This is a genomic window from Virgibacillus siamensis, from assembly GCF_039522605.1.
In the GTDB taxonomy this organism is placed as follows: domain Bacteria; phylum Bacillota; class Bacilli; order Bacillales; family Amphibacillaceae; genus Lentibacillus; species Lentibacillus siamensis.
Window position 1 is genome coordinate 1 of record NZ_BAAADS010000019.1, and the last position, 16,894, is coordinate 16,894.

Here is a 16,894-nt window from a genome sequence, read left to right on the forward strand (position 1 = left end):
CGCCCCCATTAATAAAATTAACATTATGGTTGCACGATTTTAAAACTGTCTATTTTATAGGGACAATATCAACACATATGCTCGATTTTGAATTTCTGCCTCTAGCCTCTGCAATAAATTTCCATTGCTAAAGTTACAGTAAAGCGCATATAATAGGAACAAACGTTCTAGTGCGAAAGTAGTGGTGACAATGGATTACTCAAGCTATCCAAGAAATGATGTGCTGTGCATCGATATGCGGTCCTTTTATGCAAGTGTTGAGGCTGTCAAACTGGGGCTGGATCCGATGACAGTCCAATTGGCTGTGGTTGGTGACACAAACCGGCCAGGAAGCATTGTGCTGGCCGCTTCCCCAACATTGAAGAAAAAACATGGCATCAGCAATGTCAGCCGCTTTTTTGAACTTCCCGACGACCCGGAAATTGTTATTGCTCCTGCGCATATGGCTGACTATCTGGAAGTCTCTGTGGAAATCACCCGGCTTATTAATCAATACGTGCCAAGGGAAGCCATTCATCAATATTCTGTTGACGAGGTGTGGGTGACTGTAAACGGGCTGGAAAAGCAGTTCGGCAATCGCCGGGGGGTTGCCGCAGCCATTAAACAGGAGATTCTGGAAAACTTCGGCATCACCTGTTCCATTGGCATAGGCGACAATAAATTCCTTGCCAAAGTTGTAATGGATTTGCATGCTAAAAAAGCAGGCATAGCCGAGTGCAGATATGAGGATGTGGAAAAAAAGTTGTGGCCCTTCCCTGTTCAGTACATTTGGGGGATCGGGTCTAGAATGCAGCGCAATTTAAACCGGATGGGGATTGTAAAATTGGAACATCTTGCCAATTTCCCGTTAACAAACTTAAAAAAACGCTTTGGCATTATGGGAGAGCAGCTTTACTGGCATGCCTGGGGTGTGGACCTCAGCCCTGTTTTCGGCAACTTCACAAAAACAGAACAAAAAGGATTCGGTCACGGTATATCCTTATTGCGTGATTACTCCGGAGAGGAAATAGCCGCATGTGTTCTCGACCTCTGTGAAGAGGCCTGTCGCCGGGCACGAACAGCGGGGAAAGGTGGTCGGACCGTGCATCTTGGGATTGCCTACTCCAAAGAAACAGGCGGTGGTTTCAGCCGATCGAGATCTGTTTCGCTTCCGACCAATATTACAATGGATGTTTATGGAACCGCTATGCAGCTTTTTCATGAATTTTACGATGGAATCAGCAAAATCCGGCACGTCTATGTGACCCTGGATAACCTTTATGATAATGGTGAAACACAGCTTGATTTATTCGACGATAAACCAAAGAAGAAAGATATCGGCTTTGTAATGGATGCGATCCGTGACAAATATGGATCAACTGCTATTTTAAGGGCCACAAGCTACACCGATGCCGGCATTACCTTTGACAGGAGCCATAAAATCGGCGGTCATCAGGCTTAATACATTTTATTTTTTGTCAAACTGCTTTTTCAAAAGCCGCTCCAAAGCCTGTGGGAACAAATGATACAATTTGCTGCCCAGTTCCATCCAGCCCGGTAAATTAATTTCCCGCTTATCAGTAAACAACGCTTTCACCACTTTCATCGCCACTTTATCGGGATGAAGCATAAAGCGCTCAATGTTTTTCTGATAATCACCTGACGGATCAGCACTTGCAAAAAAATTGGTGTTTACAGGGCCAAGATTAATTGCTGTAACATGAATATTGAAATCAGCGGTTTCCAGACGGAGTGAATTGGTAAATCCGAGGACTGCATGCTTGGTCGCAGCATAAGCAGCAGCTTTCGGAGTAGCAATTTTACCTGCCTGGGAAGCAACGTTGACGATATGCCCCTCGTTATACTGCATAAAGTGCGGCAACAGGCATTTTGTTCCCCGCATAAGTGCAAAAACGTTCAGTTGAAACATCCGCTCAACATCTGACCACTGCATGTCCCGTACATAGTCAAACACACCTGCCCCGGCATTATTAATCAGTCCGTGAATTTGGGTATGCTCCGCAATAATTTGGTTAATTACGTTATCGAGTTCCTTTTGGTTCAGTAAATCAGCCTGATATGCATAACTGTTGATCTGATAAGTCTTCTTGATTTGCATCTGCAAATTTTTCAGTTTATTGATGGAGCGGGCAACCATAATCGGAACCCCGCCATTTTCAGCAATTTGCCAGGCAATTCGTTCACCAATACCGCTTGAGGCACCGGTTATGATAATCTTTTTACCAGCAATTCTATTTTGCATAGTAGTAATAGACTCCATCCTGAAGAAATCTCCCGGCCAGATGCTCATCTTCCAGATAATCAAGCTGGCCTACTGTTTCAGATATGGTTAAATCCAATTGTTTTTCATATTGTTTCGGAAAGATTTGCCGGCAAATTTCAAACACAGACTGGGTATGATCCTTCAATAACGTTAATACGATATCAGCACGCTGCTCCTGTCTTTCCAGTCGATACGGCACTAATGATGAAACATCCGAAAAAACGTCCCCATGTCCGGGGAACACGCTGCTGATTCCCAGTGTCTGACATTTCTTCAGATTCTCCCGGTACTGCAGCATCGGCCTTGGACGCTCATCCCCGTCAATTGGTGCCTCAAGCAACGGATTGGAGGAAATATGATGAAGCAGATGATCGCCGCCTATAAATGCACCATCCGATTCACGAAGAAACGATACATGACTTTGGGCATGGCCTTTTGTATCGATAACCTGCCAGTCTTCATGACCAGGCAGAACATCTCCTTCCCTAATAGCAGTACCGACATGGCCAGTTCCTGCGAAATTCAGCGGTGCCCGCAGTTTTTTTAATACATCACGATACTTGGACGGCACACCGCACGCCATAAAGAAATCCGCAAAAAATTGTTCATAGTGCTGAAAAAATGCTTCGTCTCTGGACAGCCATAAATCAACGTTTTGGTGGGCTGCTATATTCTTAACCCGCGGAAATTCTTCAACTAGCCCAATATGATCCGGATGGTGGTGTGTCAGAATAATTTGTTCAATATCTTCCGGGAAATAACCGAGTTCTTTAAGCTGAACTGTTAACGCTTCCCAGGCTTTCTTTGTTTTAACACCCGCATCAATCAGCGAAAGTGTATCTCCTTTGAGCAGGTATACATGCGTATCCCCAACAGCAAATGGTGTCGGTATCGTTATCTGGCTAATTGTTTTATCCATTACTTTCATATTTTTCACTCTCCAAATGAATGACTGTTCAGTTTAGTATATTGTATATCCATTCCGGCTAAAAGTCACATAAAGGGCATTCAATTTTTAAACAACCTGTGAATTGCTTCGGTTAAAATATCGGGCAAATACTCAAAGCTGTACGTCAATTCCAACCGTTCCGTCCATTGATGCGGGTCTTTCCCCAGCGGCCCGATATTCAAAATCGGCATCGTAAGCTGTTCCATAACATCTTCCGGAAAATCAAAACCGTTATGCTGCAATGGCATATTGGTAGTCAGCTGCTGCAGCTTAGTCTGCGATGTAGCCGGTCCGATAAAACTCAGATCAGATAACCCGGTAAAAAATTCGGCAACCGTCAGATTCTTGTTAAATTGTTCCTTTGTATACATTTTAATATGGTCCATGACATCCTGAATCTTTGTATCATCAAAGGATGACACAGAAGGATAAAACGGCGGACTGTAGAATAAAATAATCATTGGCGCAAGGTCTTTACACATTGCGGCCAGTTCCTGGACAAGCAGCGTGGAAAAGTCACGGTCCCCGGAATCACGCTGACTGACAAGCAGATTTTCCCGACGTGCCACTTCTTTTGTGCCATGTCGTTTTACAGCTTCCGCATATAATTCATCATACATCATGACGTTGACCCGCAAATCGGACATTGTAAAATCATCAGCTACCTCCGCAAACCGGCTTGCCTTTACCTGAATATAATCTTCTATTTCACGAGCGGCGGCATTCGCTCCCGCCAGCAATTTTTTATTGATTTCCGTGAATGACTGTTTCAAGTACAGCACGTTATACATCGCAATCGCAGCATGCGGAGTTTGAACAGAATATTCTTCCTTCAAATCACGCTGCATCAAACTTATTGGCGGAGGGGTAACCTCATCACCAATTTTTTCAATAAATGATTCATTTAATTCCAGTTTTTGGGATAAAAAACCTGTCATCAGATTTGGGTTAATTCCGGCAAAGGGCTCGCCGACATGTGATGCTTTTCCGTAACAATAAAATCCGGGAAGCACTTTGCCGATGGAACCGGTATAAACATAATAATTCGGATCTCCCGGGTACTTACTGAACATCGGCTCACCATTCAGACATGCCGTATATGTAAGCTGTTCTTCCTGTTTTAGCTGATCCAATACCGGAAGCGCCGTCAGCATTCCCATGGAATTGACCTCTTCGTCCGGAACGGTAAGCAGCAAAATGTTTCCATCAAACTCACCGTCAATTGCCCGCTCAAGCATAGAAAAATGTAATGCCAGCCCGGCTTTCATATCCATCGAGCCACGGCCGAACAGCCAATCACCGGATAAAAAATCTTTTTGGACAGCTTCGGGAAGCCGGTCTTGCATTGCTTCCATTTCCCTGGTCAGTTCACGTGGGTAGAATGCAAGATTCTCAAGTGAACCGTAGTCCTCAATTCCAACAACATCGAAATGACTCAATAAAATGATGGTATCAGATGAATTGCCGTTTTTCACAAGGGCTGTCAGAAGGCGTCTGCCATCTGCAAGCGGATGCAGCTTTAAATGACCCGGGTTACTCCGGAAATATTTTTTCTGTGCCAATAAATGCTGCATGTATTCCGCCAGTGCTATTTCAGCATTGCTTCCCGTAATACTCTGGTGCTCAACGAGAGAACATAATAATTCCGTCAATTGCTCTTTTGTCTGCCAGTTTTTCATATGAACCTCCCTATAAAAATTGACTTCTTATGCAAAATAAAACACAATCAAACAAGAGGTGAACAAATTGTCAACTACCATTATTGCTCATCGTGGTGCCAGCAGGTCTGCCCCGGAAAATACAATGTCCGCTTTTGAGCACGCATACCAATCAGGTGCGGAGGGAATTGAGACGGACGTGCAGCTGACCAAGGACAATGTTCCTGTATTAATGCACGATGAGCGTCTCAATCGGACAACAAACAGTTCCGGTTACCTGAAAGACTATACCTTTTCGCAGCTTCAGCAGCTTGATGCCGGGTCCTGGTTTTCAAGAAAATATTCGGGTGAAAAAATACTTTCACTTGATGAGCTGCTGCAATGGGCACACAATAAGTCTTTATATTTAAACATTGAACTGAAAAATAATAAAATAGACTATAAGAATCTGGAAAATATCGTTGTTGATATGATATCACAATTCCGGCTGCAAAACTGCACCACTATTTCAACATTTAACCCGAAAAGTGTAGAAAGATTAAGCGCCATCACAAAGCAGACCGGTATTGCGTTATTAACATCAAAACGCAGAAGAAATCCTGTTGAAAATGCCAAACAGCTGGGAGCAAGCGCAGTACATATAAAATACCGTCTGCTCAGCAAGCGTCTGATTCAGCAATGCAAACGAGAAAACATGCGGGTCCGCGTATATACCGTGAACAGACCAAGCCGCATGAAACGCTGCTTTTTTTATAGATGTGATGGTATTTTTACCGATATACCCGATCAGGCTTTAGATTATCGCCAACAATTATACAAGCAAACAATGTAGCATACGGAGGAATTCAAATGACGAAATTATTTTCATCAATCGAACTGGAAGGAGTTACCCTAAAAAACCGGATTGCCATGTCTTCCATGTGCATGTATTCATGCTTTAACCAAGATGGAAAGGTCACACCATTTCATCAAACCCATTACATATCACGTGCTGTCGGGCAGGTCGGTCTGGTTATGACGGAAGCAACGGCTGTCCAGCCTGAGGGACGCATTTCACATGAGGACCTTGGAATTTGGAACGATGAACATATTGAAGGCCTGAAACAACTGACGGAAGGGATCCATCAATACGGAGCAGCTGCCGGAATTCAGCTTGCCCATGCAGGACGAAAAGCAAAGTTGAACTCATCCATTTTTGCGCCGTCCCCCCTGCCCTTTAATGACACATCCAAGACCCCAGTTGAGATGGACAAAAAAGATATAGAAAAAACGGTTGATGCATTTAAATCCGCTGCGGAACGGGCCAATTCGGCATCTTTTGACATCATCGAAATTCATGCAGCACATGGCTATTTAATCAATCAATTCCTTTCACCACTGACAAATCATCGGTCAGACGAATATGGCGGAACCTCGGAAAACCGGTATCGTTTGCTTTCCGAAATCATCACTGCCATTAAAAGTGTTTGGAATGGTTCGTTAACGGTACGCATTTCGGCAGATGAGTATGATGAACAGGGAAACAGCCAGGAAGAAATTCTCTATTTTGCAGAGCGAATGAAGCGTGATGGTGTCGCATTAATCGATTGCAGTTCCGGAGGCGTTGTGCCAGTATCCATTAAACCATTTCCCGGCTATCAGGTGAAACGATGTGAAACGATTAAAAAGATTGCCGACATCAATACAGGAGCAGTAGGATTGATCACCAGCGGACTGCAGGCAGAAGAAATTATCCAAAATGACCGGGCGGACCTTGTGTTTATTGGCCGTGCATTATTGCGTAATCCATATTGGGCCAAGCAGGCTGCTGATGAACTGGATTACAAGCTTTCTGCACCACAACAATACGAACGGGGGTGGAAGTAGCTATGGAGCTGATGTTTCTTGGCACCGGCTCAGGGATTCCTTCCAAAAGCCGGAATGTGTCAGCACTGGCGCTAACCCTTTTGCAGGAAGAAAACAGTATCTGGCTGTTCGATTGCGGGGAGGCGACCCAGCACCAAATATTGCATACCTCCATTAAGCCGAGGAAAATAAACAAAATTTTTATCACCCATCTGCATGGTGATCATATTTTTGGTCTGCCCGGATTTCTCAGCAGCAGATCCTTCCAGGGAGGTGATGACGAATTAACCATTTACGGTCCACCGGGAATAAAAAAATATGTTGAGACAAGCCTGAAGGTGAGTGGAACACACCTTACCTATCCCCTTTCTTTTGTTGAATTTACGGAAGGTGTCATTGTTGAAATGGATACGTTTACCGTTTCTGCCAAAAAACTGGAGCATGGAATTACCAGTTATGGTTTTCGCATTGCTGAAAAGGATAAGCCAGGTCCCCTTTTAGTAGATAAATTACAGGAACAGGGAATTGCGCCTGGCCCGATTTATCAGCAAATAAAAGAAAAGGAAGTCGTTACCACAAATGACGGCAAAACAATTCGCCGTGAACACTATCTTGGACCGGCAAAAAAAGGACGTATTTTAACTATACTTGGCGATACAAGAAATCCGGCGCAGTTCCAGGATTTTGCGAAAGAGTCAGATATTCTTGTCCATGAAGCGACATTTGACCATTCCCAAGTGGCTCTTGCGCGTCAGTATTTTCACTCAACCACTTTACAGGCGGCTGAACTTGCACGGGACAGTCAAACAAAAAAGTTACTGTTGACACATATATCATCCCGGTATCAAAAGGAAGAATCGCAAAAGTTGCTGCATGAAGCACGGACCATTTTTCCAGATACAAAACTTGCGCATGATTTTTACAGCGTTACGATCGATTCGAACTAAGTAGCAATCGTTGATGGGAGAAAAATTCAAAAACTGGTCAGAAAGTATGTTTCAGTTAACAATTCTTTGATGCTTAACTAAATCGCTCAATGTACAATACGGACGCTAATCTTTATTTAAGATTGGCGTCCCGTAATGACTTTACTCTTATAATTCGCTGTTTATTTTTTCAACCGGTAGCCTACACCCCATATTGTTTGAATATACTTTGGATTGGAAGGGTCTTCCTCTGCTTTCTCCCTTAATTTTCTAACATGGACAGTTACAGTTGTAATATCCCCTAATGAGTCGATTCCCCAAATCCGCTCAAAAAGTTCCTCTTTCGTAAACACGCGGTCTGGATTTGAAGCAAACAAAACTAATAAATCAAACTCCTTGGCACGTAACTCTTTTTCCTCTCCGTTAACATAAAACCTACGTGAATCCAGGTCGATGTGCAGACCTTTTATACGAATTTCATTTGGATCACGGTTCTTTCCAACAAGCCGTTCGTATCTGGACATATGGGCTTTTACCCTCGCAATAAGTTCGCTTGGATTAAAGGGCTTCTGGACATAGTCATCAGCACCACGATAAAATCCTCGTATTTTATCAATATCTTCTTTTCGAGCAGTGACCATTAAAATAGGAATATCTAAGAAACCGCGCAATTGTCTGCAAATGTCAAATCCATCAACTCCCGGCAGCATTAAGTCCAGGATAATAAGGTCATAGGCATTCTCTTTAGCCAGTTTCATTCCTTCTTCACCAGTCCTTGCAATATTAGAAGAATATCCATTTACTTCCAAATAATCTCTTTCCAATTCAGCAATATGCATTTCGTCCTCAATGATTAGAATCTTTTTCAAGACGACACCTTCTTAAGTGTAAAATAAATACTTGTCCCTTCCCCTTGATTGCTTTCAGCCCAAACTTTCCCACCATGTTCTTCAATTATTTTTTTTACAATGGCCAGCCCAAGTCCGCTGCCCCCTGTAGAAGAATTTCTAGAAGTGTCTGTTCGATAAAAACTTTCGAAAATGCGGGGAATATCTTGCTTGGCGATCCCACTTCCATTATCTTTCATTTCAACTTTAACTTGCCGGGATTCAGATTTTAAGTTGACCTTAATCTTTTTATACTCTTTATCCATATATTTCAGGCTGTTCTCAACGATATTGGTTACGATGCGTCTTAACTGCTCACGATCTGCTTTCACAATATAATTAGCCTTTTTATCCGCCTTCAGAACAGCCATTCCCTCGTCTGTTTCCAGGTCAAAAGCCAATTCATCAATAAAATCAGTGAAAAAAGAATATAAATCTACTTCTTCAAACTCAAACGGAATTTGTTCGATATCCAATTTGGAATATCGAAATAAATTATCAATTAGACTATCCATATCGTTGGCAGTTTTATAAATGATATCCATATACCGTTCCAGTTTCTCCGGTGTATTCGCAACCCCATCCTGAATTCCTTTTACGTAGCCTTTTATCGATGTTAATGGTGTCGATAAATCATGTGAAATACTCGCAATCAACTCCTGGCGGTTGCGCTCAAACCTTGATTGATCCTCTTTTGCCTGTTTCAGTCTTAACCTCATCTCTTCAAACGTATTGGAAAGCTCACCAAGCTCATCTTTCTTATGCGTTGCCACACTATATTCCAAATCACCTTCACTTATATTCCTTGCCGAAAGGGTTAATTGCTTTATCGGTGTCATAATGCTCCTGGAAACATAATACGTCAGTAACCCATTCGTAATAACCAAGATAAGTACAATCGCAATTAATCTCAAATTAAAAAATAGTTGTAAATCCGACCCTTCGATACTGCCATTAAATATGACAAACATAACGTATCCTAATACTATTTCGACTAACAAAAACCCAATAATTGGAAGCAGCACCATCCCTATGTTAGATAATATTAATCGTTGCCTAATGGACATGACCTTCACCTACTCACATCAATAGTAACCAGCTGTGAACTTCAACTTGCCGTTAAGAAGAGTTTAGCATATCACCTATCTGATTTCAGATTCTTTTGGTCCATAAACGGTACAACAACAGCGCAAATAATAGCCGTAAAATAAGAAAGATACTTAATTCCCAATGGCTCATTAAATAATATCATTCCCAATACCCCGATAAAACTTGATAAGGCAATACCAAGAACAAATCCTCCGATTAAACCGACAAGTATTCCAAAAAAGATTCTCATATTATGCTTCTCCCTCCTGATTATTTTTGTTATTGAATGTGAACTTCCATGTTTTTGAAACCATTGTGCAGGACAATACAAATAATAGAACGCCAAAAACGGGATGCATTGCGCCAAACCATGGTAAGTGAGCTGAAATATTCGCGGTGAAATACATAAGAAATATCGAAATTAGAATTCCTAACAATTGCCAGTATGCCCACCGTGGTGATGCACCGATAAACGCAAAGCCCAGCATGAAAATCGGTATATTAAATCCAAATAAATGTACGAATGTCATATGCTTCATCCAATTCGCTGGACTTATAAAGATAGCCATCCCTGCCAAAAAAATTTGTGTGGCTACACTTAATGCAAAAAGAATGGCTAAAAAAAGATAAACGATTCTACCTATTCGAACTCTCTGGTTTATTTTTTCCAAATTATTTCCTCCCTCATTTCAACTCTGTATCTATCATACAAATTAAATATAAAATCATTCTTAGATAACTCTTAAATATTTCTTAAATAAAATCAGGGTATATTTCAACTAAAATAACGGTAGCCCTTAATGAGCTACCGTTGGTTTAATAAAATTGATTCGCCAACCGAATTTAATACAAGGAGGAGCGCTGATGCCATCAGAGACTTTCTGCAGATCATCATGCAAAAACGGTAAACATTCCTAATGAAATCGTTTAACTATCCTTGATCGCCTTTAACATTTGCCGCATAGCTCCGAGATGATATGCTGAATGAGCTAAAGAACCTGAAATTTCAATGGCAAGAAGTTTATTCCATTCCGTAACATCGAGTGCTTCCAAAAGTGTTACATATTCACTTCGTAATTCTTCCTTTATTCGATTCCATTGCTTTTCATTTACTGAGTTAATTTTCCAACTTTCTCCCCAATCCATTTTTGGCTGTTTACCGTCTTTCAGTATGGCATTCGTGCCCCATAAATAAAAGCGGGTATGGTCAGCATGAGCCGCAACTGTCGTCGCGTTAACAGCAATTGAAGCTTCATTTGCTGTTAACTGATCAAGGGTTCCGAAAAGTCCGCTGTTTGGCCGTGACTCAGTGAACATACTTCCTCCACTGGGCGGTCCTTCAAATGTCTCCTTTACTATTTGTCTTACTGATGTTGTTAAAGGATGATTCATTTTATTCCCTCCAATCCGTATACTTTCTTATTACATATTCGACTGTTACTTAAAAACTCCTTCCCTTAATTAAAATAAATGCCCTAAAATAAAAATGGACACATTTCTTATTTTAGAAATGCGCCAACTATTAAAGTATAATTTATTTTAGCAATTATGATAGAAAACATGCGGTAACCAAAAGAAAGAAACCACAGGGACTTTACTTTTGTATCAAATTGAGAGTCACCGGTTTTCAAATGTTTATCAATGGCATCCGGACTGATCCTATTTTATCTTCGGATCTCTTTCCGATATGCATAAGAAAAAAGCAAGGAAATAAAGATGGCACCACCGATAATGTTGCCAATACTTGCCGGAAGCAGATTAAATAATAAATATTCATGCCATTCATAATTGTCCGATGCAAATAAACCAAGGCTAAAATAACCCATATTTGCGGCACTGTGCTGAAAATTACCTGCCACAAAAAGGGTGACAGGCAAGGCTGTTCCCATAATTTTGCCGATCATGTCCCTGGCCGAGGTAGTTAAAAAGGCAGCCATGCCAATGAGCCAATTGGCAACAATCCCCGACAAAACAATCTGAATCCACCCAATCCAGCCGCGCTCAGTAAATTGCATTTTATGACCCAAAAGCGTTTCAAGCCCATTCGTGAATTCAGGTGTCATGGAGCCTGAACCGATTATTAAAAGGGCAACAAACAACGCGCCTGCAATGTTGCCGATGTAGGTTGCAACCCAGAATTTGACATATTTATGTTTCTTCCAATAAGATTTTTGCAAATAATATGTTGGCAAAAGCACATTCACTTCCGTAAACAAGACGGATCCTGATATAAATACCATTAAATAACCAGTAGCGAATCCAAGTCCCTCCAGCAAATAGGCCAATCCTTTAGCATCAATGCCGAGGGAAAGCAACACTGAAAAAACGGCCCCAAAAGTCATAAATGACCCGGCCGCTAAAGACAGAATGAACTGGGATGGCATATTTTTATTAAGATGCTCTTTCCCTTTTTCACCGAACGTCCGCATAACCTGTGACGGAAGGAAAAACTGCCTTTCAACTTCCTTTGGTGTATTGTTGGCTTGGTGCGATAATTCCTGGTTGTCTTTGTCTCCCATAAGGTTGCCTCCGATCTGTTTTGGGGGTCTGAGCCAGCTAAGTTGATTTAATTTATGTTGTAATATCCCCATTTATACTTTTGTCTAAACGTACGGTGTTTTGATGTTGGTGAAAGTCTTGACGTTTCCAATCTTTTGGCATAATGTTTTTTTCAACCAGTTCTTTTGTGGTGGTGGTGCCTGATATGGGGCGAAAGCAATCAAATGATTATCATACCATCTTGCTGCACCGGAGCGAATCATTTCATCGAGCAGGATCTGAAATATGCTGAACCTTGAGCCCACCCCAGTTAGATTGCCAATTCTTCTTTGCCACCCGTTCCTCATAAATAGCAATACGTTCGCTGGTTTTTGTGAAATAACTAGTTGGCTTTATCTTCATATTTATTGCGTCTTCAACTCCATAAGGGGCAGCCAACATTAAATTGTCATATTCATCTAACTTTACTCCCAAAGCTGTTGCTGTTTCAGGAAATTTAGATATTGCATCAACTGAAGATGAATAAGGGGGACTGTTACTTACAACATGCATTCTAGCTTCGTTCTTTACTGACCAAGGTTCATTCGGGTGTGTGCTTAACAACCTATGCTGAAGTCTTTTTTCTTTCCCCTCATCTATGTTTGTATTATCAAAATAAATCACATCAATATCTGGGATAACTGTTCTTTCCCTAAACCCATGTGAAGAATCCCAAATCTTTGATCGAACAAAACCAGCACAGATCCACCAATCCGGTAAATGTAATGATTTTGCCGTTATTAAAATATCCATCATCCAGACATCTTTGCCAATTAAATTTAAAATATCACGCTCGTTTTTCAAGTCCATGGAAAATCCCCCCTATGCGCAACCTGTATACTTTACTAGCGCCTGATTGCTTACGAATGAAAAAATAAAGAAACTAAAATTTAAACCCTCTATGGATTTTTAGTTAATTTTACCGGAAGGGCCTTCATCCCTCTGTTCGTTTATCTGTATCTTTCTGTCTCTGGAAGCCAAATTTATAAAAAATTTTCCGATATTACACAAAGGGCTATATTCATGAAGAATGATCTGTTTCATCCGGATCCTTGTATTTTAGAAAATAGAAAATCGTAATTACAAAGTAAAACTAATCAGTGTAGTTTCTTTTTTAGTGATAGATAATAAACGGTTACTTGAATAATTGGGACAAGCATTAAAATAACAATGGGATAGGCAGCAAAGTGATCAGATACAAATGGCTGAAACAACATACATACAGCAAGAAATGGAAATACAATCATCAATGAAATATATGAATTTCGACAAGCTTTTGAAGTTAGCGCTTTTTCCCGTTCATCCCTCTCCTTGAATTCAGATGGAAATAGAATAGCCTCCTTCCATCCCTTTTTATCTTTTCGTTGTTTGCGGGTGAATACAACCCCAGCTGGTATGGCTATAATTAAAAAGAGAATAATGGGTAATACATTTAACGAAAAAACAAACCCATCGATATTTTGATCATCAATAGTTGACTTCATATCCATGGCGGAATTATAAAATGCTATCATTCCCCATCCAAACAACGCTAATAGAGTCACATTCAACAAATAACTCCTTAATTTCATTGCTGATCCTCTCCTTTTAATTGGAATACTTCCTCGACAGTCATTTTAAACTCAAGACAAATGTTCATCGCTAAGAGAAGTGAAGGAATATAATCTCCCTTTTCTAACGCAGCAATTGTTTGTCTGGTTACTCCTACTTTTGACGCAAGATCTTGCTGTGTCCATTGAAAACGAGCACGCAATTCCCTGATTCGATTAGATATTTGCACATTAATCTCCTTCATTTCTTTATTCATTTATATATGTATATAATAAACCTAACATAATGTTAAATCAAGTTAACATCATGTTAGGTTTATTGTTGTTTCCTTGATTTAAAAAGGCATTTTCTACTCGGACACACATACAAGCATACCTATCTTTTTTTCATAAGCTAGGTTGAGGTGAAAAAATGAAAAAAATAATTTTGTTTGCCGATACAGGTATAGATGATACAATCGCGTTGATTTACGCTCTAAAGAATCCTGAGATAGATCTGATCGGAGTTGTCAGTGGCTACGGAAACATCAATCGGGAAAAAACGTATAGGAATGTCGAGTACCTATTGGAATTAGCAGACCGTACAGATATTCCTGTAATTGCCGGGTCAACACGTCCCCTAAGTGGTGAAGACCCTGTCTTTTTCCCTGAAATTCATGGCATAGAAGGATTGGGTCCGATTGATCCGCCAATCCCGGAGGAACGATATGCTAATCGTACGAATTTCAGTAAGCTGTTTAAATTGATCAAGGAAAACCATAATGAGGTAACAATCATTAATGTTGGAAGGTGTACTTCGTTGGCCATGGCCCATTATTTAAGTCCCGAAGTTATGGAAGATGTAAAAGAGACCTATATAATGGGGGGCGCTTTCCTCGTACCTGGCAATGCGACCGAAGTAGCGGAAGCAAACTTTTTCGGTGATCCGATTGCCGCTAATTACGTTTGCAAAAATGTAGTTAACCTGACGATTGTTCCATTAAATGTGACAAGAGAGGCATTATTGACTCCAAGCGATGTCAATGTCATCGGTGATCATTCAGATTCGCCTTTAGAAGAAATAATCAAACCAATCTTGGATTACTATTATGAAGTCTATCAACAACTAGAGCCAGGTATTTCCGGAACACCACAACACGATTTGGCCGCTTTAATGGCAGCTCTTGATATCAGCGGGTTATATGAGTACAGTAAACGGGAGGTTAGAGTTCAGCATGAAGGTAACTTTGCTTACGGTGAAAGTATCGCCGACTTCCGACCAGGGTCGAGTGATTGTTTTGGACCAAAATGTCCGCGTATTGCCTTGAGAATTAATCAAGATGTCTTCGTCTCAAACGTCCTTAGAATCTTAACAAATCATAGATAAACTGGCTTTCTGTTAGTGAACTGAAGAAAATCTTCATGATTAGTTAGCATGTTTCGCATATTATCAGGGGGTCGCCAAAGTGACTGGCACAGGTAATGTAACCCATTACCTGACCAATATAAAAATATTCCCCTTACTACTCAGGGTTAAGATGTGTTACAAAAGTGTGTAAAAAAACCAGGTTCTGGATTGAAGCCTGGTTTTTTTGACAGATAAGAAGTATAAAACTTTCTTACTGCATAAGTGCAACTATGGCTGTCACCTAAAGGCTTGGTGACAACCAAGTTTTCTAAAGACTTTATAAGTTTATTGTGACATCCGCCTTTTCACGAAGCTGACCAACAATCTTTTGTTGTGCTTTAATTTCTTTTTGTCTTTTAACCTGTTTTTTTAAATCTGATTTCATATCGTTATAAGAAGGGATGTCTCCCCCTTTTTCTTTTTTCTTGTTCATTTGTTCTTGCTGTGATTTATACTGATCATAAAGTTTCTTCAGCTCTTTCTCCGTAGGTTTTATATCACCTGACTCATCAGCAATCAGCTTGTCCACTTTTATAATCTGTTCAACCTGGGACATGATTTCTTTCTTCTTCATGCCTTGTTTTTTCAAAGCAGATAAAAACTTATCTTTTGACTTAAGCTGATTTTGTTTAGCCAATTCTTTCAATTTTTTATCAATCTTTTTTTGTGAAACCTGATAGTCACGATTATTCGCTTCCTGTTTGAGCAGTTCGGAGCCCACCATGCTTTCAGCCGTCTTTTTCTTCAATTTATCCTGATCCAGTTTCTGTCCACTCATCTTGGCTTGCATGGCCATCCGCTGAAACTGCCCTTTGTAAATGTCTTCAAATTCTTTTTTAGTTATTTTTTCTCCATTTACCTTTGCAACAACATCAGGAATGTCTTTCAAATCGGGTTTAGGCTGTTTTTGCTGTTGAGATGCTTGTTCACCCTGACCATCTTCAGAGCTTTTTTCACCATTGTTATCTTTAGATTCACCACCGCAAGCTGCCATTACCAAAGCCAGTGCCAACGCCATTACAATCACTATAAACTTTTTCATAAATACTCTCCCTCACTTCCGATCATTGTTAATTCATTCAAACATATTTTATGTGGATACAGCAAGTTTTATTTACGAAGATATTTTATGTACATCCCATGATGACAGCATTTACAGGCATAGTTAACATTTTAGTTACACATTCAGATCTTATTTACTAGCATTTGCCACATTTCTGGTAATTCTACTCTTAATCTTACGTCTGCTAAAAGAAAAACCATTCATATGGATATGAACTTTTGAATAAGAAAAATTACGACTTATTTTCATTTATTTTGGAAACATTAATAGAAAACTCCTCAAAACTCAATTGTCCTAAGGCAAACTTCATACTTTGAACATAAATACTTTCATTTTTAGTTAGTTCACGTTTTGCTTTCTCTCCAATCCATTCTTGCTCTGTGTCCAAAACATTTAAAACATGTTTTTGTTTTGAAAAAGCCTCATAATACCTTAATCCAAACTTCCTTTGAGAGATGGCATCAATATGAATACCATCCGGATTAGCTGTTAAGCCTTTTGATGTTACAAAATAGCAATTTTTTTCGTTATGTGCAACTTTAGATAAAATCCTGTTTATTTGATTGTATTCCACAGCGTTTTTCCCAAACCCTACCTCTGCAAGATAATGTCCTAATTCGCCAATAATAATCGGAATATCCGGTACATTTAATTCTTCTCTCAAGTGAGTGAATTTCATAATTATCAGCCCTTCTGCGGCAAGGGCTCAGAGACATAAAAAAGGAAGTACCTCCCCAAA

The 16,894-nt window shown here is 40.3% G+C and carries 19 protein-coding genes; 5 read left to right on the forward strand and 14 right to left on the reverse strand.

Going from position 1 to position 16,894, the window contains the following annotated elements; all coding sequences use genetic code 11:
• The first annotated feature begins 190 nt into the window (after positions 1-190).
• Positions 191-1,441: a Y-family DNA polymerase gene (locus ABD010_RS14310; protein ID WP_343814528.1), complete on the forward strand. Its 1,251-nt coding sequence runs from the start codon at positions 191-193 to the stop codon at positions 1,439-1,441.
• 6 nt (positions 1,442-1,447) lie between these two features.
• Here ABD010_RS14310 and ABD010_RS14315 read toward each other — a convergent pair whose 3' ends face one another.
• The 3 genes from ABD010_RS14315 to ABD010_RS14325 all read right to left on the reverse strand — a co-directional run bounded on the left by ABD010_RS14315 (position 1,448) and on the right by ABD010_RS14325 (position 4,891).
• Positions 1,448-2,242 (reverse strand): SDR family NAD(P)-dependent oxidoreductase, encoded by a 795-nt coding sequence (locus ABD010_RS14315; RefSeq protein ID WP_343814529.1) that lies wholly within the window; start codon positions 2,240-2,242, stop codon positions 1,448-1,450.
• Positions 2,232-3,191, reverse strand: a complete 960-nt coding sequence (locus tag ABD010_RS14320) for an MBL fold metallo-hydrolase (RefSeq protein ID WP_343814531.1) — start codon at positions 3,189-3,191, stop codon at positions 2,232-2,234. Before ABD010_RS14320 ends, ABD010_RS14315 begins: the two co-directional genes overlap by 11 nt.
• 80 nt (positions 3,192-3,271) lie before the next feature.
• The gene (locus ABD010_RS14325; protein WP_343814534.1) at positions 3,272-4,891 is read right to left on the reverse strand and encodes a M20/M25/M40 family metallo-hydrolase; all 1,620 of its coding nucleotides are present in this window, start codon (positions 4,889-4,891) and stop codon (positions 3,272-3,274) included.
• Positions 4,892-4,958: 67 nt separating this feature from the next.
• On the opposite strand from ABD010_RS14325, the gene ABD010_RS14330 reads away from it, so the two are divergent.
• From ABD010_RS14330 to rnz, 3 genes are read left to right on the forward strand one after another with little or no spacing between them, the layout of a single operon-like run.
• Entirely contained in the window at positions 4,959-5,702 is a 744-nt protein-coding gene (locus tag ABD010_RS14330) for a glycerophosphodiester phosphodiesterase (RefSeq protein WP_425542264.1), read from the forward strand.
• A gap of 17 nt (positions 5,703-5,719) precedes the next feature.
• Positions 5,720-6,736 (forward strand): NADPH dehydrogenase NamA, encoded by a 1,017-nt coding sequence (gene namA / locus ABD010_RS14335; protein WP_343814539.1) that lies wholly within the window; start codon positions 5,720-5,722, stop codon positions 6,734-6,736.
• A gap of 2 nt (positions 6,737-6,738) precedes the next feature.
• Positions 6,739-7,662, forward strand: a complete 924-nt coding sequence (rnz, locus tag ABD010_RS14340; RefSeq protein WP_343814542.1) for a ribonuclease Z — start codon at positions 6,739-6,741, stop codon at positions 7,660-7,662.
• 161 nt (positions 7,663-7,823) lie between these two features.
• Here rnz and ABD010_RS14345 read toward each other — a convergent pair whose 3' ends face one another.
• From ABD010_RS14345 to ABD010_RS14385, 9 genes are all read right to left on the reverse strand, one after another.
• Positions 7,824-8,510 (reverse strand): response regulator transcription factor, encoded by a 687-nt coding sequence (locus ABD010_RS14345; RefSeq protein WP_343814545.1) that lies wholly within the window; start codon positions 8,508-8,510, stop codon positions 7,824-7,826.
• Positions 8,507-9,595, reverse strand: coding sequence for a sensor histidine kinase (locus ABD010_RS14350; protein ID WP_343814548.1), 1,089 nt, complete (start codon positions 9,593-9,595; stop codon positions 8,507-8,509). The genes ABD010_RS14345 and ABD010_RS14350 overlap by 4 nt, the downstream gene beginning before the upstream one ends.
• Before the next feature lie 71 nt (positions 9,596-9,666).
• On the reverse strand, positions 9,667-9,867 hold the full coding sequence (locus tag ABD010_RS14355; RefSeq protein WP_343814550.1) for a DUF5957 family protein: 201 nt from the start codon (positions 9,865-9,867) through the stop codon (positions 9,667-9,669).
• A gap of 1 nt (position 9,868) precedes the next feature.
• Positions 9,869-10,288 (reverse strand): DUF6220 domain-containing protein, encoded by a 420-nt coding sequence (locus tag ABD010_RS14360; protein WP_343814553.1) that lies wholly within the window; start codon positions 10,286-10,288, stop codon positions 9,869-9,871.
• Between the two features lie 256 nt (positions 10,289-10,544).
• Positions 10,545-11,009 carry a hypothetical protein gene (locus tag ABD010_RS14365; protein WP_343814555.1) on the reverse strand — a complete coding sequence of 155 codons (465 nt, stop codon included), beginning with the start codon at positions 11,007-11,009 and terminating at the stop codon, positions 10,545-10,547.
• Between the two features lie 272 nt (positions 11,010-11,281).
• Positions 11,282-12,136: a formate/nitrite transporter family protein gene (locus ABD010_RS14370; RefSeq protein ID WP_343814557.1), complete on the reverse strand. Its 855-nt coding sequence runs from the start codon at positions 12,134-12,136 to the stop codon at positions 11,282-11,284.
• Positions 12,137-12,380: 244 nt separating this feature from the next.
• Positions 12,381-12,965, reverse strand: a complete 585-nt coding sequence (locus tag ABD010_RS14375; RefSeq protein ID WP_343814559.1) for a nucleotidyltransferase family protein — start codon at positions 12,963-12,965, stop codon at positions 12,381-12,383.
• 287 nt (positions 12,966-13,252) lie between these two features.
• Entirely contained in the window at positions 13,253-13,726 is a 474-nt protein-coding gene (locus ABD010_RS14380; protein WP_343814561.1) for a DUF6442 family protein, read from the reverse strand.
• Positions 13,723-13,950: a helix-turn-helix transcriptional regulator gene (locus ABD010_RS14385; protein WP_390350868.1), complete on the reverse strand. Its 228-nt coding sequence runs from the start codon at positions 13,948-13,950 to the stop codon at positions 13,723-13,725. The genes ABD010_RS14380 and ABD010_RS14385 overlap by 4 nt, the downstream gene beginning before the upstream one ends.
• A gap of 167 nt (positions 13,951-14,117) precedes the next feature.
• Between ABD010_RS14385 and ABD010_RS14390 the strand changes: the two genes are divergently transcribed.
• On the forward strand, positions 14,118-15,071 hold the full coding sequence (locus ABD010_RS14390; protein WP_343814564.1) for a nucleoside hydrolase: 954 nt from the start codon (positions 14,118-14,120) through the stop codon (positions 15,069-15,071).
• A 298-nt stretch (positions 15,072-15,369) separates the two neighbouring features.
• Here the strand turns inward: ABD010_RS14390 and ABD010_RS14395 are convergent, their stop codons facing one another.
• Positions 15,370-16,134, reverse strand: a complete 765-nt coding sequence (locus ABD010_RS14395) for a SurA N-terminal domain-containing protein (protein ID WP_343814566.1) — start codon at positions 16,132-16,134, stop codon at positions 15,370-15,372.
• Between the two features lie 253 nt (positions 16,135-16,387).
• Positions 16,388-16,834, reverse strand: a complete 447-nt coding sequence (locus ABD010_RS14400) for a sialate O-acetylesterase (RefSeq protein WP_343814568.1) — start codon at positions 16,832-16,834, stop codon at positions 16,388-16,390.
• Positions 16,835-16,894 lie beyond the last annotated feature (60 nt).

Excerpts from the sequence above, each read along its gene's own strand:
- ABD010_RS14310 (WP_343814528.1), top strand. The coding sequence starts at position 191 with ATGGATTACTCAAGCTATCCAAGAAATGATGTGCTGTGCATCGATATG.
- ABD010_RS14315 (WP_343814529.1), bottom strand. The coding sequence starts at position 2,242 with ATGCAAAATAGAATTGCTGGTAAAAAGATTATCATAACCGGTGCCTCA.
- ABD010_RS14320 (WP_343814531.1), bottom strand. The coding sequence starts at position 3,191 with ATGAAAGTAATGGATAAAACAATTAGCCAGATAACGATACCGACACCA.
- ABD010_RS14325 (WP_343814534.1), bottom strand. The coding sequence starts at position 4,891 with ATGAAAAACTGGCAGACAAAAGAGCAATTGACGGAATTATTATGTTCT.
- namA (WP_343814539.1), top strand. The coding sequence starts at position 5,720 with ATGACGAAATTATTTTCATCAATCGAACTGGAAGGAGTTACCCTAAAA.
- rnz (WP_343814542.1), top strand. The coding sequence starts at position 6,739 with ATGGAGCTGATGTTTCTTGGCACCGGCTCAGGGATTCCTTCCAAAAGC.
- ABD010_RS14350 (WP_343814548.1), bottom strand. The coding sequence starts at position 9,595 with ATGTCCATTAGGCAACGATTAATATTATCTAACATAGGGATGGTGCTG.
- ABD010_RS14355 (WP_343814550.1), bottom strand. The coding sequence starts at position 9,867 with ATGAGAATCTTTTTTGGAATACTTGTCGGTTTAATCGGAGGATTTGTT.
- ABD010_RS14365 (WP_343814555.1), bottom strand. The coding sequence starts at position 11,009 with ATGAATCATCCTTTAACAACATCAGTAAGACAAATAGTAAAGGAGACA.
- ABD010_RS14370 (WP_343814557.1), bottom strand. The coding sequence starts at position 12,136 with ATGGGAGACAAAGACAACCAGGAATTATCGCACCAAGCCAACAATACA.
- ABD010_RS14375 (WP_343814559.1), bottom strand. The coding sequence starts at position 12,965 with ATGGACTTGAAAAACGAGCGTGATATTTTAAATTTAATTGGCAAAGAT.
- ABD010_RS14380 (WP_343814561.1), bottom strand. The coding sequence starts at position 13,726 with ATGAAATTAAGGAGTTATTTGTTGAATGTGACTCTATTAGCGTTGTTT.
- ABD010_RS14385 (WP_390350868.1), bottom strand. The coding sequence starts at position 13,950 with ATGAAGGAGATTAATGTGCAAATATCTAATCGAATCAGGGAATTGCGT.
- ABD010_RS14390 (WP_343814564.1), top strand. The coding sequence starts at position 14,118 with ATGAAAAAAATAATTTTGTTTGCCGATACAGGTATAGATGATACAATC.
- ABD010_RS14395 (WP_343814566.1), bottom strand. The coding sequence starts at position 16,134 with ATGAAAAAGTTTATAGTGATTGTAATGGCGTTGGCACTGGCTTTGGTA.
- ABD010_RS14400 (WP_343814568.1), bottom strand. The coding sequence starts at position 16,834 with ATGAAATTCACTCACTTGAGAGAAGAATTAAATGTACCGGATATTCCG.